The following is a 23,183-nucleotide window of genomic DNA, read 5'->3' as shown; positions in this document are numbered from 1 at the left end:
TGGAATCACAGACATGGGCCATTACTCTGGGTTGTCCATCGGATACGCCAAGATTGGGCGACCGCATCAAGGCCCACCCCCAGGGATGGATGATGGCCAATTCCGACCCGGTCTACCTGCGCGTAGTTGAGGACATCCGACGCCAGATCGTCGATGGCACTCTGCCGCCGGGCGCACCGATCCCCTCACGGCACCAGATCACGCGGAAGTACAGCGTCGGCGAGACCGCGGCACGGCACGCGTTGCGCGTGCTCGCGCACGAAGGGCTCATCGTCGGACGTGTCGGCTCCGGCCACCGCGTCCGCGAGAAACCGACACTGCTTCCGCTCTATCGAAGTCGCCTGCCCGACACGCTCGCGACGTTGCCGTCGGACGTACAGGGCGGCGGATATCGCCCCACATGGAGCTGGCGGAGCGAGCTCTCGGAGGCGCCTCCGGAGATCGCCCAGCGGCTGAGACTCGGCCACGGCAGCCAGGTGACCAAGGTCTGGCACGTGGTCCGCGGCGACGGCCGGCCCATACAGCTCGCCACCTCCTATGAGCTGGTGGAGTTCAGCCAGGGCCACGGCCCCGACGAAGGCACCGCCGAACGCAGGAGCGTCCTGGAACGGATGGCGGTCTCCGGGACGAAGATCACCGAGATCACCGAGAGCGTGCACATCAGAGTGCCGCAGCCGATCGAGAGCGACCTGCTCGAACTGCCGGCCGGGGTCCAGGTGATGCACGTCGAGCGCACCCACTGGACCGGCGACCGTCCCGTGGAGACCAGCGACATCGTGATCCCCGGCGACCGGTTCCGCCTGGTCTACGGGATTCCGGTCCAGCTCTGACTGTCGGTGGCCGCTGGTAGAACCGATCCGGATTCCCCATCCGGAGGTGGCGATGCGCGTCAAGGATCTGCCGGCGACCGACCAGCCCCGAGAGCGCCTGCTCGCCTCGGGTCCGACCGCGCTCGCCGACCGGGAGTTGCTCGCGCTGCTGCTCGGCTCGGGCAGCAAGGGCGCCAACGCCGTCGAGCTGGCCTCACGGCTGATCGCGCACTGCGGCGACCTGGGAGAGCTGGGCCGGTCCGAGCCCCATCGCCTGCTTGCGGTTCCCGGCGTGGGTCCCGCCAAAGCGGCCCGCGTCGCCGCCGCCTTCCAGCTCGTACGGCGTGCGCAGGCCGAGCCGGAGCGCACCCGCATCACCTGTTCGGGTGACCTGGCCGCCGCCGCGGCGCCACTCCTGCACGGCCAGGCGAAGGAACGCCTGGTCGTGCTGGTCTGCGACGCCAGAGGCAACGTCCTGCGGCGGACCCTGGCCAGCGAAGGGGGAAGCGACCACACCCCCGCGCCCGTTCGCGACATCATCACCACCGTCCTCGTCTGTGGCGGGGCCGCTTTCGGCCTCGCCCACAACCACCCCAGCGGCTCGCTGGAGCCCAGCCACGCCGACCTCGAAGTCACCGCCCGCCTCCACACGGCGGCCGAGACCGTCGGCCTGCGCTTCCTCGACCACGTGATCGTCACCGACACGCGCTGGCGCCGGATCCCGCTCCCCCCTCCGGAAGACGCCTGAACGCACGATCAACCCTAATCGACTCGATCCTATTGGTCTAGCACACGTATATATTGGTTAAGCAGGTGTCTGTTTTGTGGGTAGACGTACCTTTTCGTCTATCATGCGAATGTGCTTGACCGTGAGGGACCCGTACCCGTCTACAAGCAGATCGCCGAAATCATCCGCGAGCAGATCGACCACGGCGATCTCACGCTCGGCGACGCCGTTCCCAGTGAGGCGGAACTGGAGGCCGAGTACGGCATCGCCCGGATGACAGCGCGGCGTGTGGCGCGCGAACTCCGCGAGCAGGGCCTCGTTTACACCGTTCAAGGAGAAGGCACATTCGTCGGGCAGCCGGGAACGCCCCGATCCGCCGAGCGCACGCCCATCTATCACCAGATCGCGGCCGATATCAGCGCCCGCATCCGCAAGGGCGAGCTTCAGACCAACAAACCGATCCCCAGCGAGAAGTCGCTCATGCGCCAGTACGGCGTGGCGAAGGCCACCGTCCGACAGGCCGTGGCGCTGTTGCGCACACAGGGATGGACCTTCACCGTCGCCTACCGCGGGACTTATGTCTCACCTCGGGATGAATGGCCGTCAGACTAGAGGTGCACATGCCGTCTACGGTGGTGGACTCCGCCATCTATGACGTACCCGTCGTCCATCTTGGCTGAATGCTCGACCGCGACGGCGACACTCATGTGTACCTTCAAATCGCCGAGATCCTTCGGCGGCAGATCATGGACGGAGCGCTCCGACCCGGTCAGCCCGTCCCAAGCGAGGCGATGATCCAACGGGAGTTCGGTGTCGCCAGGACCACAGCCCGGCGATCGATGGGCCTACTCCGGGACGAGGGCCTGGTCCACGCCATACGAGGCGAGGGCACGTTCGTGGGCTCCCCGGGCGACGCCCCTCGGGTGTTCCGCAAGACCCCGCTCTTCCGCCAGATCGCGGACGACGTCATCGGACGCATCCGCCGAGGCGAACTACGCCCGCGCCGGCCGATCCCGAGCGAAACCACGCTGCTGCAGCAGTACGACGTGGCACGCGAGACGGTGCGCAGGGCCATCGCGCTCCTCCGAGAGGAGAAGTGGGTCTACACCGTCCCGCAGCGCGGGAGCTTCGTCTCGCCCGAGGAGAACTGGCCGGCGGACTAGCGGTCCCGTCCATGACGGTGAACTCAACCGTTCCCTCCCTCGGACAGATGGCCGGATCCCTGACTTCTCGCGGCCATCTCGGGCGTCGCCACGAGGGGGTATGCGACGTTCCTGGCAATTCGCGACGTTTTCCGACGGTTTGAGGGTAGTCACCATGTGCGGGACGGCCTATTCCTGCCGTGCCGTGATCGTCCCGACAAGAGGTCCGGGGGGGATCTCATGGTGAGACGGATTGTCCTACTGTTCGCCGTCATGATCACCGCCCTCGTGGCGGGGACCGCCGGCGCTGTCGCGCAACCCAGCCCCAGTCCCACTCACAGCCCCACGCGCAGTCCCAGTCCCGGTGTGAGCGAGCAGGACCGTACGTTCCTGATCGAGGCCCATCAGGGCAATCTGGCGGAGATCCGAGCCGGAAGGCTGGCGGAATCGAAGGCGACCACAGCGTCCCTGCGCCAACTGGGCACCAGGCTGATCAAGGATCACACGAAGCTCGACACGAAGGTACGGCAGGTGGCCAAGGAGGTCGGCGTCCAACTGCCCAGGGAACCGACCAAGCAGCAGCAGTCCAGCCTCAAGCAGGTGAGCGGGCTGAGCGGCACCAACTTCAACCGCGCATGGGTCCACATGCAGCAGATCGCCCACCGCCGGACCCTGGCAGCCGTCAACAAGGAACTCTCGAGCGGCTCCTCGGAACCGGTCAAGAAGGTGGCGCAGCAGGCGAAGCCCATCATCCAGGAGCACCTGGCGCTCCTGAAGCAGCAGCAGGCGAGCATGTCTCCGCGCCCGCGCACGAGCACGCCGACCGCGCGCCCCACTCACTGATGAGCGGGCCACTCGGCGCCTCACCGGCGCTTGACTGAACGGCGCTTCACTGAACGGCGGAGCGGTACAGCCGTCTCCGGCGGTCCCGCCTCCGGGGGCGTCCGCGCGAGGGAACTCGCGGCGACTCAAGGACGACCTCGGAGGCGAAAACCGTCAGCCGACTCAGAACGCGGGCCCCGACACACGGGGCAAGACACACGGGGGCCAGACACACGGGGGCCAGACACACGGGGCCAGACACGCGGGGTCCGGCCCGACGGGCCCCCGACACGCGGGGCCAACCAGACAGCCAGACTGCCGGACGCTGTTTGAACCCCGGGTGGACGGCGCCGGCCCCAACCTGAACCCCGCCGTTACACGATTCACGCGCTGTCCGGAGGCCTCGTCCCGGCTCCGCGGCTCACCTGTGTGACCGCCACGCACACCAGCACGGCGAACGCCGCCGCCACCGTGGCCCAGCCGAACCGCTCGCCCATCAGCAGCCAGGCCCAGAGCAGCGTCAGCAGCGGCTGCGCGAGCTGGACCTGCCCCGCGCGGGCGATGCCGCCCATGGCCAGCCCGGCGTACCAGGGGACGAAGCCGAGGAACATCGACACCAGCCCCACGTAGGCCAAGCCGGCCAGCGAGACGCCGCTCGGCCGCGGATCGGTGGTGACCGCCAGCACGGCCGTCACCGGCACGGTGATCGGAGCCGCCACGACGAGGGAGTACGAGATGACGCGCCAGCCCGGGGTCTCCCTCGCCAGCCGGCCTCCCTCGGTGTAGCCCGCGGCGGCACCCACCAGCGCAAGCACCAGGAGGAGGTCGGCCCCCGCGAAACGGCCGCTTCCCCGGGTGAGGACGAAGACCGTGATGGACAACGCCCCGGCCGCGCAGGCGATCCAGAACAGCGCTTTCGGCCGCTCCCCCGCACGGAGGACGGCGCCGACGGCCGTCGCTGCGGGCAGCAGGCCGGTGAGGACCGCGGCATGGGCCGTGCTCGCCCCGCCGTGCAGTGCCAAGGCGCTGAACAGCGGAAAGCCGAAGACCACGCCCACCGCGATCACGAGGTACGCGCGCAGATGTTCCCTGGGCGGGAGCAGTGGGGCACCGGCCGCGGCGAGGCAGACGACGGCGACCAGGGTCGCGATGCCGGCGCGCGAGAAGGTGACGAAGTACGGGTCGAACCCCCGCATCGCGAAGACGGTGCCAGGAAACGAGCCGGAGAACGACACGACGCCCAAGCCGGCGAGCACCGTCCCCAGCCATGCGTGCCGCGTGACCGGCCGAACCGCGGCGCCTCGCCTATCCCCAGGCCGCCCGGCGCCGCCCCGGCCTGCCGCTACCGACGCCAACTCGATAGCGCTATTGTCATCTCTCATGAATGACGATAGCAGTATCGTCCGTCTGGCCGCGATCCTCCGTGGCGAGGCGGAGCGGTCCCGGCCGGGCGATCGGCTGCCGTCGAGCCGCGAGTTGATGCGGCGGCACGGCGTCAGCCCCGTGACGGTGTCCCGTGCCATCGCGCAGCTGACCGCCGAAGGCCGGATCGTGACCAGGCCGGGCAGCGGGGCCTTCGTGGCCCCCGCGCGCGGGTACGCCGCCGAGGCGCCCGACCTGTCGTGGCAGACGGTGGCACTCGGAGATCGGGTGGTCGACGACTCCGCGATCGCCGGGTTGCTCGCCCGGCCGGCCGACGGTGTGATCCCGCTGACCGGCGGCTATCTCACCCCCGACCTGCGCCCGATGAAGGCCCTGTCGGCCGCCGCCGCGAGAGCCGTACGCCGTCCGGAGTCGTGGTCGCTGCCCCCGCTGAACGGCATCGCCGGCCTGCGGCGATGGTTCGCGAGCGAGGCGGGCGGCGCGGCGACGCCGGACGACGTCCTCGTGGCCAGCGGCGGCCAGGCCGGGCTCACCCATGCCTTCCGATCGCTGGCCGCCCCCGGCGAGCCCGTCCTGGTCGAGACCCCCACCTACCCGGGGGCGCTGGCGGCGGCCAAGGCCGCAGGGTTGCGGCCGACCGCCGTGCCGATCGACCAGGACGGCGTACGGCCCGACCTGCTGGCGGAGGCGTTCGCCGTCACGGGGGCGCGGGTCTTCCTCTGCCAGCCCACCCTGCACAACCCCACCGGCGCGACTCTCACCCCCGAGCGCAGGCAGCAGGTGCTCGCGGTCGCGCGGGCGGCGGGGGCGTTCGTGATCGAGGACGACTACGCCCGCTATCTCGGAGACGGTCCCGCCCCGCCCTCCCTGGGGTCGATGGACACGCACGGCACGGTCGTGCACATCATCTCGCTGAGCAAGATCTCCGCGCCGAGCATGCGGGTGGCGGGCGTCGTGGCCCACGGCCCGGCGGCGCACCGCCTCCGGGCGAGCCAGGTGGTGGAGTCGTTCTTCGTGGCCCGCCCGCTCCAGGAGACCGCGCTGGAGTTCGTCACCTCGCCGGGCTGGCGGCGACACCTCGCCGCCGTGCGGCAGGAGATCGCCGCCAGGCAGGAGGCGCTTCTCACCGGCCTGGCCCGGCATGTGCCGGAGGCGGAGGTCCACCTCCGGCCGCGCGGTGGCCTGCACGCCTGGCTCCGGCTCCCCCAGGGGACGGACGAGGCGGCGGTCGTGGAGGCCGCACAACGCCGGGGGGTGACGGTCAGCCCGGGCCGCATCTACTACCCGTCGGAACCGCCAGGAGCGCGCCTCAGGGTCACCCACATCGCGGCGACCGGCCTGGCCGAACTCGACGAGGGGATACGCCGCCTCGGTGCCGCGTTCCGGGACCAGACGGGATCGCCGGCCGGATGGCAGGAGCGCCGCGGACATCCATGACGACGCCGGTCGTACGCCCGTGAAGGTGCTGGTTATCACGCAACCTCCGCCTCCCATACAGTGGTCACAGGAGGGGATCACGCAGATGACAGGCCCCGCGGAACTGCTCCGCGACTTCGTGAACACCTACGATGTCGAGTCGGACGTCGACGATCTCGCCTCACCGGCCGAGCTGGCCGTGTGGCTGCGCGAGCACGGCCTGACCCAGGAGGGGGATCGCGCGGTCGACGGCGACCTCGCCCTCGCCGTCCGGCTGCGCGAGGGCCTCCGTGACGCGCTGCGCCACAATCACGACGCGACGCTGTCCGAGATCGGGGAGGGTCTCGACGCGGCCCTGGCGGCGCTCCCGCTGCGCGTGACGCTGTCCGGAGGGGTGCCCGCGCTTGAACCCGCCGCGTCCACGGCATCGGTGTCCGAGCCATCCGGCGGGTCCGATATTTCTGGGGCGTCCGGGATGTCCGGCGCACTCGCCCGGATCGCGGCCTCGATCCCGGCCGCACACGCCGACGGGATGTGGCCCCGACTGAAGGTGTGTGCGGAGAGCACATGTCAGTGGGCCTTCATAGACTCGTCCAAGAACCGCTCGCGGTCCTGGTGTTCCATGCGTGTTTGTGGAAACCGCACAAAAACTCGGGCATATCGGGCACGACGCCAGACGGACGGTTCGTCCCGCGTCTCCTGACCAGTACGGTGATACATGCACAGAGAGGAGCCGGCCGAATGGGTGTTAGATCTGCCCGTCTGGAAGACGTCGACGCGGTAACGAGCACCCAGATCAGGGCGTGGAAGTGCGGTTATCGCGACTTCCTCCCTCCCGGCCCGCTGGAGCAGATGACCGGTCCCGCCGCGGAGAAGATGTGGCGCCGCCAGTGGGACGAGGCGATCCTCTCGCCGCCCACACCGCGTCACCGCGTCCTCGTCGCGGTCGAGCGCGTGGTCCCCGACACGGACGCCTTCGCGGCGCTCGGGCCCGGCGGCATCCTCGCCAGCGCGGCGTCCCGGGCGTCCGACCGGGTCGTGGGGCTCGCCTCGCACGGCCCCGCCGAGGACCCCGACCTCCGCCCCTCCACGACCGCGGAGCTGCTGACCCTGCTCGTCGATCCCAACCACATCCGCCGTGGCCACGGGAGCCGCCTGCTCAACGCCACCGTCGACCATCTGCGCGAGGACGGCTACAGCACCGTCGTCACCTGGGTGTTCGCCGACAACCACCCGATGCTCGGCTTCCTCGAGTCGGCGGGCTGGGGCGAGGACGACGCGGAGCGCGTGCTCGACATGGGCCGTCCCATCAGGATGATCCGGCTCGGCACCGACATCAGCTGACCTGCCTCAGGCATGATCAGGATTACCCGCCGGTCTCTCCGTCGCCATGGGCGTGGCGCGGCCGGCGGCGCACGCCCCATCCGCCCGTGGCCGGTACGCGGCCGCGCGGGCGATCTCGCCGGCCCACGGTTCGTGACCGTGCACAGGCTCCCACCCTCACGTGATCTCGCAAAGGTATAGACGTGGCCACACCAGCTCAATGGGTCGCGGGAGCGCGCCCTCGTACTCTTCCCGCCGCGGTCGTCCCGGTCGCCGTCGGCACCGGTGTCGCCGTGGCCGAGGGCGGAGCCGTCTGGTGGCGGGCCCTCCTCGCCCTGTTCGTGGCGCTCGCGCTGCAGATCGGGGTCAACTACGCCAACGACTACAGCGACGGCGTCCGGGGCACCGACAAGGAGCGGGTCGGTCCGATGCGCCTCGTCGGGTCCGGCGTGGCCACGCCAAAGAAGGTGCTCGCCGCGGCCCTGGGATGCTTCCTCGCCGCCGCTGTCGCCGGCCTGGCGCTCGTGGTGGCCACCCGCGCCTGGTGGCTCCTGCTGGTGGGCCTCCTGTCGATCCTGGCCGCGTGGTTCTACACCGGCGGATCCCGCCCGTACGGCTACCGCGCCATGGGCGAGATCTCGGTGTTCGTGTTCTTCGGCCCCGTCGCGGTGGCCGGGACGACGTACGTCCAGCTTGAGCGGCTGCCCTGGCTCGCCCTGGCCGCCGCCGTCCCGGTGGGACTGCTCGCCTGCGCGCTCCTCGTCGTCAACAACCTGCGCGACATCGTGACGGACGGACCGTCGGGCAAGCGCACGCTCGCCGTCGTCCTCGGCGACGGCCGCACCCGGCTGCTCTACGCGGCCGCGCTGATCGTGCCCTTCGTGATCGCGCTCGCCGTCGTCCCTGACCGGCCCTTCGCCGCCATCGCCGTGCTCGCGCTCCCGTTCGCCGTCGCGCCCATCCAGACCGTCCGCTCGGGAGCGACCGGTCCCGCGCTCATCACGACGCTGCAGCAGACCGGCCGCCTGCAACTCGCGTTCGGCGCCCTGTTCACCCTCGGCCTCGCCCTCTGAGCACGCCGCCCGGGGCTACCCGCGGGTGACGCTCACAGGTCGAGGAGGTTCTCCAGGCCGACCGTCAGCCCGGGAAGCTCACGCACCCTGCGCACACCGAGAAGCACGCCCGGCGTGAACGAGGACCGGTTCATGGTGTCGTGCCGGATGGTGAGGATCTCTCCGTCTCCACCGAGCAGCACCTCCTGATGGGCGATCAGACCGGCCAGCCGTACGGCGTGGACGTGCACGCCGTCCACGTCGGCGCCTCGCGCGCCGTCCAGCTCCGAGCTCGTGGCGTCGGGCGAGGGACCGATGCCCGCCTTCCTGCGGGCCTCCGCCACCAGCTCCGCCGTACGGCGTGCCGTGCCCGAGGGAGCGTCCGCCTTGTTGGGGTGGTGGAGCTCGACGATCTCGACCGACTCGAAGTACTTGGCGGCCTGCTGGGCGAAGTGCATCATCAGCACGGCCGCGATGCCGAAGTTGGGGGCGATCAGGGCGTTCGTCCCCGGATTGGCCGCGAGCAGGGCGCGTACGGCGTCCAGCCGCTCGGCGGTCCAGCCCGTGGTCCCGACCACCGGATGGATGCCGTGCGTGACGCACCACTCGACGTTGTCCATGACCACGTCGGGATGCGTGAAGTCGACGACCACCTCGGCGCCGATCAAGGCGTCGAGCGGATCGTCCTTGTCGACGGCCGCCACAAGCTCCAGGTCGTCGGCCGCTTCCACGGCCTTGCAGACTTCCACACCCACACGGCCACGCGCGCCGAGAACACCCACCTTAATCACGGGCCAAGGCTATACCCGGCGATGCCGCCGATCTTCACGCGCTGTCCGCGGACGCGCGAGGGGCCCGGATCATCCCGATCCGGGCCCCTCGTGTGCTCTCAGCTGATCGCCGCGCTGAAGTCCTTGTCGGCGTACGGACCGATGACGGCGAGCGTCAGCGGCCGGTTGAGGATGTCCTGCGCGACGGCGTTGATGTCGTCGGGCGTGACCCCCTCGATCCGGGTCAGGACCTCGTCCACGGACATGAGCTGCTCGTAGACGAGCTCGCTCTTGCCGATCCGCGACATGCGGGAACCGGTGTCCTCGAGGCCGAGGACGAGCCCACCGCGCATCTGGCCCTTGCCGCGGGCGATCTCCTCGGCCGTGATGCCCTCGGCGACGACCCGCGCCACCTCGTCCCGGCAGATCTTCAGAACATCGTCGATCTTCGAGGGGAGGCAGCCGACGTAGATGCCGAACTGGCCCGTGTCCGCGTACTGCGAGGTGTAGCTGTAGGCGCTGTAGGCCAGGCCGCGCTTCTCACGGATCTCCTGGAACAGCCGGGACGACATTCCGCCGCCCAGCGCCGCGTTCAGCACGCCCAGGGCGAACCTGCGGTCGTCCCCGCGGGAGACACCGGTCGTGCCCAGCACCAGGTTGGCCTGCTCGGTGGGCCGGTCGATGACCCGGACACCGGATCGCTGCTCGACACCGGGGCCGTCGAGACGGGGAGAAGCGGGGGTCGCGGGACCCGTCAGGGCGCCCGCGCGCTGGTACGCCGTGGCGACGAGTTCCACGACACGCTCGTGGTTCACGTTGCCCGCCACCGAGACGACCGTCGTCGGGGGAAGGTAGTACCGCTGGTAGTACTCGTGGATGCGGTCGCGGGTGAGCGCGTTGATCGAGTCGTCGTTGCCCAGGATGGGCCGCCCGATCGGCGTGTCGCCGTACAACTCGGCGGAGAACTGCTCGTGCACGACGTCGGACGGGTCGTCGTCGTGCATCGCGATCTCCTCCAGGATCACGCCGCGCTCGGACTCCACGTCCTCCGGGGTGATGAGGGAAGAGGTGACGACGTCGGCCAGGACGTCGATCGCCAGGGGAAGGTCCTCGTCGAGCACCCGCGCGTAGTAGCAGGTGTACTCCTTGGCGGTGAAAGCGTTGATCTCTCCGCCGATGCCCTCGATGGACGCCGAGATCTCCATCGCGTCCCTCGTGGGCGTGCCCTTGAAGAGCAGATGCTCGAGGAAGTGGGTGGCCCCCGTGTGCTCGGGGGCCTCGTCACGGGAGCCGATGCCGACCCACATGCCGACGGCGACACTGCGCACCGTCGGCATGGTCTCGGTCACCACTCGGAGACCTCCGGGAAGGACGGTGCGGCGGATGACCCCCGCACCGTCCTTACCGGGATAGAGGATGGTGGTCGTCACGAGTTGCGGTCGTCCCGTCCACCACGGGTGCGCCGACGCGGCCGCTCGGTGCGCTCCTCCTGCTGCTGCGGCGCCTCGGCGGGCTCCGCCGCCTCGTCGCCGCCGGCGGCCTTCTCCGCGGCCTCCTTCTCGACGACCTCGACGGGCACGAGCGACAGCTTGCCGCGGGAGTCGATCTCGGCGATCTCCACCTGGATCTTCTCGCCGACGTTCATGACGTCCTCGACGTTCTCGATGCGCTTGCCGCCGTGCAGCTTACGGATCTGGGAGACGTGCAGCAGGCCGTCCTTGCCGGGCAGCAGCGAGATGAACGCGCCGAAGGCGGCGATCTTCACGACGGTGCCCAGGTAGCGCTCGCCGACCTCGGGCATGTGCGGGTTCGCGATGCCGTTGATCAGGGACCTGGCCGCCTCCGCGGACGGGCCGTCGGTCGCGCCGATGTAGATCGTGCCGTCGTCCTCGATGGTGATCTCGGCGCCGGTGTCGTCCTGGATCTGGTTGATCATCTTGCCCTTGGGGCCGATGACCTCGCCGATCTTGTCGACCGGGACCTTGATCGTGATGATGCGCGGCGCCGTCGGGTTCATCTCCGCCGGAGAGTCGATGGCCTCCTGCATCACGTCGAGGATCGCCAGGCGGGCGGCCTTGGCCTGCTTGAGCGCCGCGGCCAGGACCGACGCCGGAATGCCGTCGAGCTTGGTGTCGAGCTGCAGAGCGGTGATGACGTCCTTGGTGCCGGCGACCTTGAAGTCCATGTCGCCCATGGCGTCCTCGGCTCCGAGGATGTCCGTCAGCGTCACGTACTGGTCGCCCTCGCCGATGAGGCCCATGGCGATGCCCGCGACCATCTCCTTGAGCGGGACACCCGCGTCGAGGAGCGCCATGGTCGAGGCGCAGACCGAGCCCATCGAGGTCGAGCCGTTGGACCCGAGGGCCTCCGACACCTGGCGGATCGCGTACGGGAACTCCTCGCGGCTCGGCAGCACGGGGATCAGCGCCCGCTCGGCGAGCGCGCCGTGCCCGATCTCGCGCCGCTTCGGCGAGCCGACGCGGCCCGTCTCACCGGTGGAGTACGGCGGGAAGTTGTAGTTGTGCATGTACCGCTTAGTCCGCTCGGGGTTGAGCGTGTCGATCATCTGCTCCATGCGCAGCATGTTGAGCGTGGTGATGCCCAGGATCTGGGTCTCGCCGCGCTCGAACAGGGCCGAACCGTGGACGCGCGGCACGACGTGGACCTCGGCGTTGAGCTGCCGGATGTCCTTGGTGCCACGTCCGTCGATGCGGACGCCCTCGCTGATGACCCGCTCGCGCATGAGCTTCTTGGTCAGCGACCGGAACGCGGCGCCGACCTCCTTCTCACGCCCCTCGAAGTCCGCGAGCAGCTTCTCGGCCGCGAGCGCCTTGACGCGGTCGATCTCGGTCTCGCGCTCCTGCTTGCCGGCGATGGTCAGGGCGGCGGCGAGCTCGCTGCGCACCGCGCCGGTGACCGCCTCCAGGACGTCGTCCTGGTAGTCGAGGAAGATCGGGTACTCGGCGGTCTCCTTGGCGGCGACCTTCGCGAGCCTCGACTGCGCCTCGCACAGGACCTTGATGAACGGCTTGGCCGCCTCGAGGCCCTGGGCCACGGTCTCCTCGTTGGGCGCGACGGCGCCCTCGGCGACCAGCTTGAGCGTGTCACGGGTGGACTCGGCCTCGACCATCATGATCGCGACGTCACCGTCCTGCAGGACCCGGCCGGCGACCACCATGTCGAAGGTGGCGCCCTCCAGCTCGGCGTGCGTCGGGAACGCCACCCACTGGCCGTTGATCAGCGCGACGCGGACGCCGCCGATCGGGCCGGAGAACGGCAGCCCGGCGAGCTGGGTCGACAAGCTCGCCGCGTTGATGGCGACCACGTCGTACAGGTGCTCCGGGTGCAGCGACATGACGGTCGCCACGACCTGGATCTCGTTGCGCAGGCCCTTGACGAACGACGGGCGCAGCGGGCGGTCGATCAGGCGGCAGGTGAGGATCGCGTCCTCGGACGGCCGGCCCTCGCGACGGAAGAACGAGCCGGGGATCCGGCCCGCGGCGTACATCCGCTCCTCGACGTCGACGGTGAGCGGGAAGAAGTCCAAGTTCTCCTTGGGATGCTTGGACGCGGTGGTGGCGGAAAGGACCATCGTCTCCTCGTCGAGGTAGACGACGGCGCTTCCGGCCGCCTGGCGCGCGAGCCTGCCGGTCTCGAACCGGATCGTACGCGTGCCGAACGAGCCGTTGTCGATAACGGCTTCCGTGCTGTGGACACCCTCCACGGGGGACCTCCTTCTCGGGTCGGTCTCCCCACGTCCGTGTGCTGCGGTCGAGGCAGCCTGACCGGCTTTCCCCTTCCTTGCCGGCTCCCCGTCAGGTGCAGCGCCGGTCTTCGATCGAAGCGCCCGGTTCCCTCCGCGGCTTGCGCCGCATGACCGGGGGCCACTACCGAGGACCGGCCCTCTCACGCCGCGGATCGCGCGTGTTGTTTGCTTGCGGACGCGGGGCACTGTCTGTCGGGTCGAAGGAGCCTGCTCGGCTCCCTCCTCCCTTTCGGCTATTAAGTTTGCGCGGTGTCGCAGCCGCTCCCATGGCGACTCGCCGAACCGTAGGCCTATTTTGACCTGATATGTGAAAGGAGCGGCGTTGGATCGCCGCTCCTTTCCACCCTATCGACGAAGGCCGAGCCGCTCGATCAGCGAGCGGTAGCGGGTGATGTCCTTGGCCTGAAGGTACTTCAGGAGCCGGCGGCGACGGCCGACCAGCAGGAGAAGCCCGCGACGGCTGTGGTGGTCGTGCTTGTGGGTCTTCAGGTGCTCCGTCAGGTCGCTGATGCGCTTGCTGAGCAGAGCGATCTGAACCTCGGGGGACCCGGTGTCACCCTCGGTGGTGCCGTACTCGGCGACGATGGCCTTCGTGGTGGCGGTGTCGAGCGACACTGCATCTCCTTCTCTGGGAGGCACGCGTGACGATGGTTCCAGCCCGCGAACGACCGTGCGTGCCTACAGTCGCCGTGACAGTCCGGCCATGCGGCGGGTATGCCCGTATGGATGGCCGACATGCAAGGCTACCATCGCATTCCGGCAACCAGGACTGGCCGAATGCCGATCACTCCCTGGTCAGCCGCTGGTCAGGCGCCGCGCCTCGTCCACGTCGGCGTGCATCTGCTCGATGAGCGCGTCGATCGACTCGAACTTGAGGTTGTCGCGGAGCCGCGCCGTGAAGTCGACGGCCACGTGCAAGCCGTACAGGTCGAGATCGTCCCGGTCCAGCGCGTACGCCTCGACGGTGCGGGTGACGTTCTCGAAGGTGGGATTGGTGCCGATCGAGATCGCGGCGGGCCAGAGTTGTCCCTCGTAACGCGACGGCGACTGGGTGCACTGCAGGTAGCCGGCGTAGACGCCGTCGGCCGGGATGGCCGTGTGCTGCGGCGACTCGACGTTGGCGGTCGGGAAGCCGAGCGCCCTCCCCCGCTGGTGGCCCCGCACGACCACACCCTCCACCCGGTGCGGACGGCCGAGCGCGGCGGCGGCGCCCTCGACGTCGCCCGAGGCGAGCCGCTCGCGGATCTGGGTGGACGAGATCGTCTCGCCGTCGCTCACCAGGGGGACACCTTCCACCACGAAGTCGTACTTCTCGCCCAGCGTGCGCAGGGTGTCGAGATCGCCGGAGGCCTTGTGGCCGAAGCGGAAGTTCTCCCCCACGACGACCCCCGCCGCGTGCAACCGGTCGACGAGCGCGGTCTGCACGAACTCGTCCGGCGACATGCGGGAGAACTCCAGCGTGAACGGCAGCACGCACACCGCGTCGACGCCCAGCGACGCCAGCAGGTCGGTGCGGCGGCGCGTGTCGGAGAGCTGTGGCGGGTGGCTGCCGGGGCGGACCACCTCGTCGGGATGGGGATCGAAGGTGACGGCGACGGAGGGAAGTCCGAGATTCGCGGCCATGTCCACCGCACGGGCCACCATCTGCTGGTGACCGCGATGCACACCGTCGAACACGCCGATCGTGACGACGGACCTGCCCCAGTTCTCGGGCACGTCGTCCAGTCCGTGCCAGCCCTGCACCTCGACCTCGATTCCTTTACGCGCCATCCGGCAGTAGACAAGACTGCCATGCCCGGACACCTGCCCGGGAACCAGCCCCCGCAGATCCACTTCTCACGGCACGAAGACGGCCAGTGGCCGGGCCGTCCGCCCCCGCTCCTCGACGAGCGCGAGGAGCGTACCGTCGGGGGCGAAGACTCCGATGGGCCCGGAGCCGAGCCCCTCGGCGGGCAGGCGGCCCCCGTGCGCGACCAGGCGGGCCTCCTCCTCGGTCACGTCCCGGCGCGGGAAGGCCGCCGCCACCGCGTCCGCCATGGGGAGGATCGCGCATTCCTCCGCCAGCTGATCGATCGTCCGCGCCGACTCGATCGTGTACGGCCCGACGCGGGTACGGCGCAGCCGGGTGAGGTGCCCCCCGACCCCGAGCCCGTTCCCGAGGTCCCGGGCGAGCGCCCGGATGTAGGTGCCGCTGGAGCAGGTGATGACGGCGTCGATGTCCACGACGTCGCCCTCGCGGCGGATCGCGGTCACCTCGAACCCGTACACGGTGACGGGACGGGCGGCCAGCTCCACCTCCTCACCCGCGCGAGCCAGCTTGTAGGCGCGTTCGCCGTTCACCTTGATCGCGCTCACCTGCGGAGGGACCTGCGTGATCTCCCCCGTGAGCGCCGCGATGCCCTTGCGGACGTCCTCGTCGGGAATGTGCCCCGCGGGCGTCGTGACGACGGTCTCACCATCGGCGTCGTCGGTGTTGGTGCTCACGCCCAGCCGGATCGTGGCGTCGTACACCTTCTCGGTCAGTGCGAGATGGCCGAGCAGGCGGGTGGCCTTCTCGATGCCGACCACCAGCACGCCGGTCGCCATGGGGTCGAGGGTGCCCGCGTGGCCCACCTTGCGGGTGCCGGCGATGCCCCGCATTTTGCCGACCACGTCGTGCGAGGTCCACTCGGCGGGCTTGTCCACGATGATGAGCCCGCTCGGAGGCGGGGTTCGCCTGGCCTTGGCCGTGCGCATGAAGGTGATCCTCCGCAGGATGGTCGAGAGGTCGAATCGGCCCGGAGCGGGGCCGGGCGCTCAGGGCGAGAGCAGGGGCCGGAGTGCCGCCATGATGTCCGCCGGGGACTCCCGGGACGAGAAGCCGGCGGCACGGGGATGGCCTCCCCCACCGAGCGCGGAACAGGCCCGCGCCACGTCCACGGCCCCCTTGGACCGCGTGGACACGTTCCAGGCGCCCACGTCGTCCTCCTTCAGCACCACGGCGACGTCCGCCTCGTCGACTCGGCGGATGACGTCGATCATGCCCTCCACCTCGTCGTACGGCAGAGCGGCCGCGGCGCGGTCCGCCCGCGAGACGTAGGTCCAGACCAGGCCGTGACCGGCCGCGGCGGCGGGTTCGAGCGTGACCCTGCCGATCGCGACGCCGAGCACGGTGAGGTAGGCGAACGGCGAGCCGTCCCACAGCTCCCGCGCGATCTCGTCGGGTCGCAGCCCGGCCCCGATCAGCCTCGCGGCCAGCTCGTGGACCTCGGGGGTGGTGGAGTACTTGAACGAGCCCGTGTCGGTCACCAGGGCGGTGTAGAGGCATGTCGCGACGTCGCGGTCCACGGCGAGCCCCAGCCGCCGGATGAGCTCGTCCGCCAGCACGGACGTGGCGGCGGCGGTGGGGTCCACCAGGCACAGCGACCCGAACCCGGTGTTCGACGCGTGATGGTCCACCACGATCAGTTCGCCGGCTCGACCGGCGTGGGGGGCGAGCAGACCCAGCCGCTCCATGGTGGACGCGTCGAACGTCATCATCACGCCCGGGTCGGCGGGATATTCCGAAGGCTCCACGAGCAGGTCCTGGCCGGGCAGGAAGCACAGCAGCCGGGGTACGGCGAAGCGGCGGTCACCGAAGGAGGCGACCACCGCCTTCCCCGCCCTCCTGAGGGCGAGGCCGAACCCGAGCATGGATCCGAGAGCGTCGCCGTCCGGCGACACGTGACAGGCCAGCGCGACCCGGTCGGCCGCGGCGATCAGCTCGACCGCGCGCGTCCAGTCCTCCTCGGAGGGGCCCTGCGGGGCGGACGGCCCCGTGCCTCGCTCGCCCACGTCCTGCGTCACGTTCCGCGTCACATCCCGGGTCAGATCGCCTGGCGGCCGGGGCGCCCGGAGTCGTCGTCGCCCTCGTCGCCGGCCACCTCGCCGTCATAGGTCTCCTCGAAGCGGTACGGGTCGGCGTCCCCGGCGTGCACCGCGCCCTCGGCCTTCTTCGCGATCTCCGCGTCCTTGGCCCTGGCCACGGCGAACAGGTCGTCCATGTGGCGGGCGCTGTCCGGCAGCGGGTCGTGCACGAACGTCAGCGAGGGAGTGTGCCGCAGACCGGTCTGCCTGCCCACCTCGGAACGGATGATCCCCTTGGCGCTCTCCAGCGCCGCGGCCGTACCGGCTCGCTCGACCTCCGAACCGAAGACGGTGTAGTAGACCGTCGCGTCGCCGAGATCGGCGGTGATCCGGGCGTCGGTCACCGTCACGAAGCCGAGACGCGGATCCTTGATCCGTCGCTCCAGCATTTCGGCGACCACCTGCTGAATGCGGTCGGCCAGCTTCCTGGCGCGCGCTGCGTCCATGGTCGCGCTCCCCCTTCTCGGTTCATGTACGGCCGGCGCTCGGGCGCGGCCGTCTATTCTTCGTCGTCGTTGAAAAGCCGCTGTCGCGCGGACAGCAGCTCGATCTCCGGGCGGAAGGCGACGAGCCGCTCGCAGGCGTCGAGCACCTCGCCGCAGTTGGCCGCCGACGCCGACACCACGGCCACGCCGATCTCGGCACGACGATGCAGGTCGAGATGGCCGGTCTCGGCCACGGCAACCCCGGGAAACCGCCGTTGCACCTCGGCGACGAGGGGGCGGACCAGGGAGCGCTTCTGCTTCAGCGAATGCACGTCGCCGAGCAGGATGTCCAGAGTTAGTGCACCGATATACATCGATATTTCACCGCGAACCAGACGGTCGCGCCGCCGCCCCCGCACAGGGCGAGGGCGGCGGCGGAACGCGTCACACGCGCGGCTTCTCCTGCATCTCGAACGTCTCGATGACGTCATCGATCTTGATGTCGCTGTAACCGACACCGATACCGCACTCGAAGCCCTCGCGGACCTCGGTCGCGTCGTCCTTGAAGCGGCGCAGCGACGAGACGGTGAGGTTGTCGGCCACCACGACACCGTCGCGGATGAGCCGTGCCTTGCTGTTGCGGGTGATCGTGCCCGAGCGGACCAGAGCACCGGCGATGTTGCCGATCTTCGGAACCTTGAAGACCTCGCGGACCTCGGCGGTACCGGTCCTGACCTCCTCGAACTCCGGCTTCAGCATGCCCTTGAGGGCAGCCTCGATCTCCTCGATCGCCTGGTAGATGACCGAGTAGTACCGGATGTCGACGCCCTCGCGCTCGGCCAGATCGCGTGCCCGGACCTCCGGACGCACGTTGAAGCCGATGATGACGGCGTTGTCGTCGGCGATCGCCAGGTTGACGTCGTACTCGGTGATCGCACCGACGGCGCGGTGCAGAACCCGGAGGTTGACCTCTTCGCCCACGTCGATCTTGAGCAGCGCGTCCTCCAGGGCTTCCACCGAACCGGAGACGTCACCCTTGATGATGAGCTTGAGCTCGTCGACCTGGCCCTTCTCGAGGTCCTTGAACAGTTCCTCGAGCGTGCGCCGGCGGCCGGACTTCGCCATGTCGGCGATGCGCTGGCGGGCCGCCCGCTGCTGGGCGATCTGCCGCGCCATCCGGTCGTCGGAGACGACGATGAAGTTGTCGCCCGCGCGCGGGACGGCGGTCAGACCCAGCACCAGGACCGGACGCGACGGGTCGGCCTCTTCGACCGTCTCGCCGTTGTCGTCCAGCATCGCCCGGACGCGGCCGAACGCCTCGCCACAGACGATGGAGTCGCCCACCCGGAGCGTGCCGCGCTGCACCAGCACGGTCGCCACCGGACCACGGCCCTTGTCGAGGTGCGCCTCGATCGCCAGACCCTGGGCGTCCATGTCGGGGTTCGCCCGGAGGTCGAGCTCGGCGTCCGCGGTCAGCAGGATCGCCTCGAGCAGGTTGTCGATGCCGAGGCCCTGCTTGGCGGAGATGTCCACGAACATCGTGGATCCGCCGAACTCCTCGGCCACCAGGCCGTACTCGGTCAGCTGGGCCCGGACCTTGGTCGGGTCCGCACCCTCCTTGTCGATCTTGTTGACGGCGACCACGACCGGCACGTCCGCCGCCTGCGCGTGGTTCAGCGCCTCGATCGTCTGCGGCTTGACGCCGTCGTCGGCGGCGACGACCAGCACCGCGATGTCGGTGGCCTGGGCACCACGGGCACGCATGGCGGTGAACGCCTCGTGACCGGGGGTGTCGATGAAGGTGATCTTGCGCTCTTCACCCTCGTGCTCGGTGGCCACCTGGTAAGCGCCGATGTGCTGGGTGATGCCACCCGCCTCGCGCGCGACCACGTTGGTGTGCCGGATCGCGTCGAGCAGCTTCGTCTTACCGTGGTCGACGTGACCCATGACGGTCACGACCGGCGGCCGCGGCGCGAGATCGGCCTCGTCGCCCTCGTCCTCACCGAACTCGATCTTGAAGGACTCGAGAAGCTCGCGGTCCTCCTCCTCGGGGCTGACGACCTGGATGATGTAGTCCAGCTCGGCGCCGAGCAGCTGCAGCGTCTCCTCGTTGACCGACTGGGTCGCGGTCACCATCTCGCCGAGGTGCAGCATGATCTGCACCAGCGACGCGGGGTTCGCACCGATCCGGTCGGCGAAGTCCGACAGGGACGCGCCGCGCGGCAGGCGGATGGTCTGCCCGCCACCGCGAGGAGCCTGGACGCCTCCGATCGTCGGAGCCGACATGTTGTCGAACTCCTGACGCCTCTGACGCTTCGACTTGCGACCACGGGTCGGACGGCCACCGGGACGACCGAACGCGCCGGCCGTGCCGCCGCCACGGCCGCGGCCACCGCCGCCACCGGGACGACCGGCGAAACCGCCGCCGCCACCCGGACCGCCACCGGCGCCACCGGGGCGGCCACCGCCACCGGTGCCCGTACGGGCGCCGCCGAAGCCGCCACCCCCACCGGGACGACCGGCACCGCCGCCGGGACGGCCACCGCCGCCACCCGGACGACCGGCGCCACCGCCGGGACGACCGGCACCGCCGCCACCGGGACCGGCCGGGCGGCCCTGCGGCATCATCATCGGGTTCGGACGCGGACCACCGGGACGCGGACCACCGGCACCGGGACCCGGACGGGGCCCACCGGCACCGGGACCGGGACGCGGACCACCCGCTCCGGGACCCGGACGCGGGCCACCGGCACCGGGAGCACCGGTGCGGGCGCCGGGCGGACGCGGCATGGCGCCGTCACGAGCGCCGTCGCGACGCGGCTCGCGGGGACCACGGTCACCGCGGTCACCACGGTCACCACGGTCGGGACGCTCGCCGCCGTCGCGTGCGCCGGGACGCGGAGGCCGCTGTCCCATGCCGCTCGCGGTCGACGAGAACGGGTTGTTACCCGGACGCGGGCCACGCGGGCCCGGCTTCGGCGCACCGGGACGCGACCCCTGGCCCGCCGGAGCGGCGGGACGCGCACCCTGACCCGAGGGCGCACCGGGAGCCGCGGGGCCACCCGGAGCGGCCGCGGGACGCGGCGCGGGCGCCGGACGCGGGCCGGGCTTCGGCGCACCGCCACCCGGACGAGGACCGGACGCGGCCGGACGCGGAGTCTCGGGACGCGGGACTTCCGGACGCGGAGCCTGAGGACGCGCAGCCTCAGGCGCGGGCTGCGTCGGGTGAGGCATCGGAACCGGACGGGGCGCGGGCCTCGGGCCCGGCTTGGGGACCGGCCTGACGCCGGCGTCCGGAGACTGGGAAACAGGCGCCGCCGCGCCACCGGCCTGGCCTTCGGCCGGCCTGGGCGCAGGCCTCGGCTGCGCCGGACGGGGAGACGGCTTGCCGCCACCCCTGGAGGAGTCGCCCTTACCGAACGCCTCCGTAAGTTTGCGGACAACCGGCGCCTCTATTGTTGAAGACGCCGATCGCACGAACTCGCCCATCTCGGTGAGCTTGGCCATCACGACCTTGCTCTCTACTCCGAACTCCTTGGCGAGCTCGTAAACCCGGACCTTCGCCACTGCACTCCCTAACTCGGCCCGGGAGGCTGGCAGTGCCGCCGGACCGTCGCTACCTAGACGTACTCATCGCCGCGTGCTCATCAGGCGCTCATAGCAATCTGACTCCGCCCATCAACTCGGCGTCCCTTACATGACAGTTTCTTCCGACCTCATGCCGACTCTGAGATCAGCAATTGGTAACCCTTCACCCGGTCAACGCCGGGCGTCAAGCCCCGCGAGGAAGTCACGCAGACGCACCACATCGAGCGTCCTCCCGGTGCGGAAAGCACGGGAGAACGCCCGGCGACGCATCGCGAGCTCCAGACAGCCCAGCGCGGGATGCAGTGAAGCACCCCGCCCAGGAAGCCGTCCTCGCAGGTCGGGGACGATGACGTCCTCGACCACGACCAGGCGGAGCAGCTCGGACTTGACCGTGCGAACCCGGCAGCCCACACATGTTCTCAGCGGGGCCGCCCGGCCACCATATTCCAGCTTACCTTGCCGACGCATCTGCGGGATCGGCCGGAGCCTCCTGGGTGTCCGGCCGGATGTCGATGCGCCATCCCGTGAGCCGGTTGGCGAGGCGGGCGTTCTGGCCCTCCTTGCCGATCGCCAGCGAGAGCTGGTAGTCCGGCACGATCACCCTGGCGACGCGGGCCTCCGGATCGACGACCTCGACTCGGGAAACGCGGGCGGGCGACAGGGCATTCCCCACGAACTCCGCCGGGTCCTCCGACCAGTCGATGATGTCGATCTTCTCGCCGTGCAGCTCGGTCATCACGTTACGCACCCGCGAGCCCATCGGGCCGATGCAGGCGCCCTTGGCGTTGACCCCGCCCTTGCGGGAGCGCACGGCGATCTTCGTGCGATGGCCTGCCTCCCTCGCGATGGCTGCGATCTCCACGGTGCCGTCGGCGATCTCGGGCACCTCCAGCGCGAAGAGCTTCTTCACCAGGTTGGGGTGGGTCCGGGACAGGGTCACGGACGGGCCCTTCGGCCCCTTCTTCACCTGCACCACATAGCAGCGGATCCGCTCGCCGTGGCTGTATTCCTCGCCGGGGACCTGCTCGTTGTGCGGGAGGATCGCCTCGATCTTCCCCAGGTCGACCAGGACGACCCGCGGGTCCTTGCCCTGCTGGATGATGCCGGCGACGAGCTCGCCCTCACGGCTCGCGAACTCGCCGAAGTTGATCTCGTCCTCGGCGTCGCGCAGCTGCTGCAGGATCACCTGCTTGGCGGTGGTCGCGGCGATGCGGCTGAAGTTGCCGGGGGTGTCGTCGTACTCCCTGATCACCTCACCGCCCTCGCCCAGCTCGGCCGCCCAGATGCTGACGTGGCCGGAGGTCCGGTCCAACTCGGCCCTGGCCTTCTGCGCCGCGCCCTCCGTGCGGAAATAGGCGATCAGAAGCGCGTCCTCGATCGCCTTCACGACAAGGTCGAAGGAGATGTCCTTCTCCCGCTCAAGGCTGCGCAGGACGCTCATGTCAATGTCCACAAGGCTCCCCCTTAGCCCTCGTCCTCGATGTCGCCATCGAGGTCATCGCCGTGGCCGTCGTCCGCCCGGCTGAACTCCACCTGGACCCGGCCGCGAGCCAGGTCCGCAAGATCGATGCGGCGCGCGCCGTCCAGTTCCACGCCGGACTCGTCGACACCGGTCACCCGTCCCTCGACGGAAGTGCCGTCCCGCAGGTCGGCCTTGACCAGCCGGCCACGGGCGCGCCGCCAGTGGCGCGGCTCCGTGAGAGGCCGGTCGACTCCCGGCGAGGTGACCTCCAGAACGTACGGACTTCCGCCCAGCACGTCGGTCTGGTCAAGCTCCTTGGAGACGGACTGGCTGACCTCGGCCACGTCATCGAGGCTCACGCCGCCGTCGCGATCCACCACCACACGGACCAGCCGTCGCTTGCCCGCCGGAGTGATCGTCACGTCCTCCAGATCGAGCCCCTCGGCGGCGATCACCGGGCCGAGCAGCTCCAAAAGGCGGCCGCGTCGAGCATCGTCGCCCATGCCGACCTCCCGATTCAATTGGCGTACCTCGCCGAATGTGCCAACAGCCTATCGACACCACGGGGCGGAAAGAGCGCCACGCCTGGCGGCGAGTACCGCACCTTCCCCCT

At 70.1% G+C, this 23,183-nt stretch carries 23 protein-coding genes; 9 read left to right on the top strand and 14 right to left on the bottom strand.

Translation table 11 applies throughout. The features are described from left to right. The first annotated feature begins 89 nt into the window (after nt 1-89). The 5 genes from IMZ11_RS05665 to IMZ11_RS05645 all read left to right on the top strand — a co-directional run bounded on the left by IMZ11_RS05665 (nt 90) and on the right by IMZ11_RS05645 (nt 3,521). Nucleotides 90-830, top strand: a complete 741-nt coding sequence (locus tag IMZ11_RS05665) for a GntR family transcriptional regulator (RefSeq protein ID WP_228638166.1) — start codon at nt 90-92, stop codon at nt 828-830. Nucleotides 831-882: 52 nt separating this feature from the next. Next, a complete protein-coding gene (locus IMZ11_RS05660) occupies nt 883-1,557 on the top strand; it encodes a RadC family protein (RefSeq protein ID WP_228638164.1) in 675 nt (224 codons plus the stop codon). A gap of 111 nt (nt 1,558-1,668) precedes the next feature. Next, on the top strand, nt 1,669-2,148 hold the full coding sequence (locus IMZ11_RS05655; RefSeq protein WP_228638162.1) for a GntR family transcriptional regulator: 480 nt from the start codon (nt 1,669-1,671) through the stop codon (nt 2,146-2,148). 68 nt (nt 2,149-2,216) lie between these two features. Next, nucleotides 2,217-2,699, top strand: coding sequence for a GntR family transcriptional regulator (locus tag IMZ11_RS05650; RefSeq protein WP_228638160.1), 483 nt, complete (start codon nt 2,217-2,219; stop codon nt 2,697-2,699). 345 nt (nt 2,700-3,044) lie between these two features. Next, nucleotides 3,045-3,521: a DUF4142 domain-containing protein gene (locus IMZ11_RS05645; protein WP_228638158.1), complete on the top strand. Its 477-nt coding sequence runs from the start codon at nt 3,045-3,047 to the stop codon at nt 3,519-3,521. A gap of 362 nt (nt 3,522-3,883) precedes the next feature. Here the strand turns inward: IMZ11_RS05645 and IMZ11_RS05640 are convergent, their stop codons facing one another. Next, nucleotides 3,884-4,756, bottom strand: a complete 873-nt coding sequence (locus IMZ11_RS05640; RefSeq protein ID WP_308066754.1) for a DMT family transporter — start codon at nt 4,754-4,756, stop codon at nt 3,884-3,886. 124 nt (nt 4,757-4,880) lie between these two features. Here IMZ11_RS05640 and IMZ11_RS05635 point away from each other — a divergent pair, with 124 nt between their 5' ends. The 4 genes from IMZ11_RS05635 to IMZ11_RS05620 all read left to right on the top strand — a co-directional run bounded on the left by IMZ11_RS05635 (nt 4,881) and on the right by IMZ11_RS05620 (nt 8,695). Beyond that, nucleotides 4,881-6,320 (top strand): PLP-dependent aminotransferase family protein, encoded by a 1,440-nt coding sequence (locus IMZ11_RS05635; RefSeq protein WP_228638153.1) that lies wholly within the window; start codon nt 4,881-4,883, stop codon nt 6,318-6,320. 85 nt (nt 6,321-6,405) lie between these two features. Then, the gene (locus IMZ11_RS05630; protein WP_228638151.1) at nt 6,406-7,002 is read left to right on the top strand and encodes a CGNR zinc finger domain-containing protein; all 597 of its coding nucleotides are present in this window, start codon (nt 6,406-6,408) and stop codon (nt 7,000-7,002) included. A 38-nt stretch (nt 7,003-7,040) separates the two neighbouring features. Further along, a complete protein-coding gene (locus IMZ11_RS05625; RefSeq protein ID WP_061257650.1) occupies nt 7,041-7,643 on the top strand; it encodes a GNAT family N-acetyltransferase in 603 nt (200 codons plus the stop codon). Nucleotides 7,644-7,825: 182 nt separating this feature from the next. Further along, nucleotides 7,826-8,695, top strand: coding sequence for a 1,4-dihydroxy-2-naphthoate polyprenyltransferase (locus IMZ11_RS05620; protein WP_228638149.1), 870 nt, complete (start codon nt 7,826-7,828; stop codon nt 8,693-8,695). A 32-nt stretch (nt 8,696-8,727) separates the two neighbouring features. On the opposite strand, the gene dapB is transcribed toward IMZ11_RS05620, so the two are convergent. From dapB to rimP, 13 genes are all read right to left on the bottom strand, one after another. Beyond that, nucleotides 8,728-9,465 carry a 4-hydroxy-tetrahydrodipicolinate reductase gene (gene dapB, locus IMZ11_RS05615; protein ID WP_082777092.1) on the bottom strand — a complete coding sequence of 246 codons (738 nt, stop codon included), beginning with the start codon at nt 9,463-9,465 and terminating at the stop codon, nt 8,728-8,730. Between the two features lie 98 nt (nt 9,466-9,563). Further along, the gene (locus IMZ11_RS05610; protein WP_228638147.1) at nt 9,564-10,874 is read right to left on the bottom strand and encodes a pitrilysin family protein; all 1,311 of its coding nucleotides are present in this window, start codon (nt 10,872-10,874) and stop codon (nt 9,564-9,566) included. After that, a complete protein-coding gene (locus IMZ11_RS05605; protein ID WP_061257654.1) occupies nt 10,871-13,168 on the bottom strand; it encodes a polyribonucleotide nucleotidyltransferase in 2,298 nt (765 codons plus the stop codon). The genes IMZ11_RS05610 and IMZ11_RS05605 overlap by 4 nt, the downstream gene beginning before the upstream one ends. Before the next feature lie 387 nt (nt 13,169-13,555). Then, entirely contained in the window at nt 13,556-13,825 is a 270-nt protein-coding gene (rpsO, locus tag IMZ11_RS05600; protein ID WP_061257655.1) for a 30S ribosomal protein S15, read from the bottom strand. 180 nt (nt 13,826-14,005) lie between these two features. Then, on the bottom strand, nt 14,006-14,953 hold the full coding sequence (locus IMZ11_RS05595) for a bifunctional riboflavin kinase/FAD synthetase (RefSeq protein ID WP_228638311.1): 948 nt from the start codon (nt 14,951-14,953) through the stop codon (nt 14,006-14,008). A 93-nt stretch (nt 14,954-15,046) separates the two neighbouring features. Beyond that, on the bottom strand, nt 15,047-15,946 hold the full coding sequence (gene truB / locus IMZ11_RS05590) for a tRNA pseudouridine(55) synthase TruB (protein ID WP_228638145.1): 900 nt from the start codon (nt 15,944-15,946) through the stop codon (nt 15,047-15,049). Between the two features lie 60 nt (nt 15,947-16,006). Continuing rightward, nucleotides 16,007-17,035, bottom strand: a complete 1,029-nt coding sequence (locus tag IMZ11_RS05585) for a bifunctional oligoribonuclease/PAP phosphatase NrnA (protein WP_228638143.1) — start codon at nt 17,033-17,035, stop codon at nt 16,007-16,009. Nucleotides 17,036-17,055: 20 nt separating this feature from the next. Further along, nucleotides 17,056-17,541, bottom strand: coding sequence for a 30S ribosome-binding factor RbfA (rbfA, locus tag IMZ11_RS05580; protein WP_061257658.1), 486 nt, complete (start codon nt 17,539-17,541; stop codon nt 17,056-17,058). Between the two features lie 53 nt (nt 17,542-17,594). Then, the gene (locus IMZ11_RS05575; protein ID WP_061257659.1) at nt 17,595-17,894 is read right to left on the bottom strand and encodes a DUF503 domain-containing protein; all 300 of its coding nucleotides are present in this window, start codon (nt 17,892-17,894) and stop codon (nt 17,595-17,597) included. Nucleotides 17,895-17,964: 70 nt separating this feature from the next. Continuing rightward, a complete protein-coding gene (gene infB / locus IMZ11_RS05570; RefSeq protein ID WP_228638141.1) occupies nt 17,965-21,087 on the bottom strand; it encodes a translation initiation factor IF-2 in 3,123 nt (1,040 codons plus the stop codon). A 192-nt stretch (nt 21,088-21,279) separates the two neighbouring features. Then, nucleotides 21,280-21,519 (bottom strand): YlxR family protein, encoded by a 240-nt coding sequence (locus IMZ11_RS05565; protein WP_308066753.1) that lies wholly within the window; start codon nt 21,517-21,519, stop codon nt 21,280-21,282. Between the two features lie 40 nt (nt 21,520-21,559). Further along, entirely contained in the window at nt 21,560-22,561 is a 1,002-nt protein-coding gene (gene nusA / locus IMZ11_RS05560) for a transcription termination factor NusA (RefSeq protein ID WP_082777093.1), read from the bottom strand. An 11-nt stretch (nt 22,562-22,572) separates the two neighbouring features. After that, the gene (gene rimP, locus IMZ11_RS05555; protein ID WP_228638137.1) at nt 22,573-23,073 is read right to left on the bottom strand and encodes a ribosome maturation factor RimP; all 501 of its coding nucleotides are present in this window, start codon (nt 23,071-23,073) and stop codon (nt 22,573-22,575) included. Between the last annotated feature and the right edge of the window lie 110 nt (nt 23,074-23,183).

The sequence above is a fragment of the Microtetraspora sp. AC03309 genome, assembly GCF_020826795.1.
GTDB lineage: Bacteria > Actinomycetota > Actinomycetes > Streptosporangiales > Streptosporangiaceae > Microtetraspora > Microtetraspora glauca.
This window is presented reverse-complemented; position numbering and strand designations above follow the sequence as displayed.

Bases quoted from the DNA above. Each gene is read 5' to 3' on its own strand.
- rimP (WP_228638137.1), bottom strand. From the start codon at position 23,073: ATGGGCGACGATGCTCGACGCGGCCGCCTTTTGGAGCTGCTCGGCCCG.
- truB (WP_228638145.1), bottom strand. From the start codon at position 15,946: ATGCGCACGGCCAAGGCCAGGCGAACCCCGCCTCCGAGCGGGCTCATC.
- IMZ11_RS05630 (WP_228638151.1), top strand. From the start codon at position 6,406: ATGACAGGCCCCGCGGAACTGCTCCGCGACTTCGTGAACACCTACGAT.
- IMZ11_RS05660 (WP_228638164.1), top strand. From the start codon at position 883: ATGCGCGTCAAGGATCTGCCGGCGACCGACCAGCCCCGAGAGCGCCTG.
- IMZ11_RS05575 (WP_061257659.1), bottom strand. From the start codon at position 17,894: ATGTATATCGGTGCACTAACTCTGGACATCCTGCTCGGCGACGTGCAT.
- IMZ11_RS05665 (WP_228638166.1), top strand. From the start codon at position 90: ATGATGGCCAATTCCGACCCGGTCTACCTGCGCGTAGTTGAGGACATC.
- IMZ11_RS05650 (WP_228638160.1), top strand. From the start codon at position 2,217: ATGCTCGACCGCGACGGCGACACTCATGTGTACCTTCAAATCGCCGAG.
- rbfA (WP_061257658.1), bottom strand. From the start codon at position 17,541: ATGGACGCAGCGCGCGCCAGGAAGCTGGCCGACCGCATTCAGCAGGTG.
- IMZ11_RS05625 (WP_061257650.1), top strand. From the start codon at position 7,041: ATGGGTGTTAGATCTGCCCGTCTGGAAGACGTCGACGCGGTAACGAGC.
- IMZ11_RS05635 (WP_228638153.1), top strand. From the start codon at position 4,881: ATGAATGACGATAGCAGTATCGTCCGTCTGGCCGCGATCCTCCGTGGC.